This is a genomic window from Hyalangium gracile (assembly GCF_020103725.1).
In the GTDB taxonomy this organism is placed as follows: domain Bacteria; phylum Myxococcota; class Myxococcia; order Myxococcales; family Myxococcaceae; genus Hyalangium; species Hyalangium gracile.
This window is the reverse complement of sequence record NZ_JAHXBG010000077.1, coordinates 1-1,160: the sequence shown is the minus strand read 5'-3', so window position 1 is coordinate 1,160 and position 1,160 is coordinate 1. Positions and strand designations below refer to the sequence as shown.

Sequence of the window (1,160 nt, the reverse complement as noted above, 5' to 3'; positions counted from 1 at the left end):
TACTCGATGACCTCGGCCACGACGCCAGAACCCACCGTGCGACCGCCCTCACGGACGGCGAAGCGCAGCTGGTTCTCCATGGCCACCGGGGTGATGAGCTCCACCTCGATGGCGATGTTGTCGCCCGGCATCACCATCTCGACGTTGTCCGGCAGCTTCACCGTCCCCGTCACGTCCGTGGTGCGGAAGTAGAACTGCGGCCGGTACCCCTTGAAGAACGGCGTGTGACGACCACCCTCTTCCTTGGTCAGCACGTAGATCTGCGCCTTGAACTTGGTGTGCGGGGTGATGCTGCCCGGCTTGGCCAGCACCTGGCCGCGCTCCAGGTCCTCACGCTTCAGGCCGCGCAGCAGCGCGCCGATGTTGTCGCCCGCCAGGCCCTCGTCCAGCAGCTTGCGGAACATCTCCACGCCCGTAATCACCGTCTTCTGGGTGGGGCGCAGACCGACCACCTCCACCTCCTCGCCCACCTTGATCTTGCCGCGCTCCACGCGGCCGGTGGCCACCGTGCCACGGCCGGCGATGGAGAACACGTCCTCCACCGGCATCAGGAACGGCTTGTCCGTGGCGCGCGCAGGCGTCGGGATGTAGCTGTCCACCGCCTCCATCAGCTTCAGGATGGAGCCCTCGCCGATGTCGCTGGTGTCACCCTCCAGCGCCTTGAGCGCGCTGCCGGGGATGATGGGGATGGTGTCGCCCGGGAACTCGTACTTCTTGAGCAGGTCGCGCACCTCCATCTCCACCAGCTCGCGCAGCTCCGGATCGTCCAGCATGTCCACCTTGTTCAGGAAGACGACGATGTAGGGCACGCCCACCTGGCGGGCCAGCAGGATGTGCTCGCGCGTCTGGGGCATCGGGCCGTCGGCGGCCGACACCACCAGGATGGCGCCGTCCATCTGCGCCGCGCCGGTAATCATGTTCTTCACGTAGTCGGCGTGGCCCGGGCAGTCCACGTGCGCGTAGTGGCGCGCCTTGGTCTGGTACTCCACGTGCGCGGTGGAGATGGTGATGCCGCGCTCACGCTCCTCGGGGGCCTTGTCGATCTGGTCATAGGCCAGGAACGTCGCGCCTCCCGTCTTGGCCAGCACCTTGGTGATGGCGGCGGTCAGCGACGTCTTCCCGTGGTCCACGTGACCGATGGTCCCGATGTTCACGTGGGG

The 1,160-nt window shown here is 66.9% G+C and carries 1 protein-coding gene; it reads right to left on the bottom strand.

All coding sequences use genetic code 11. From position 1 onward, the window contains the following. The coding region (gene tuf / locus KY572_RS46865) for an elongation factor Tu (protein WP_224250322.1) at positions 1 to 1,160 on the bottom strand (1,160 nt) is incomplete at both ends.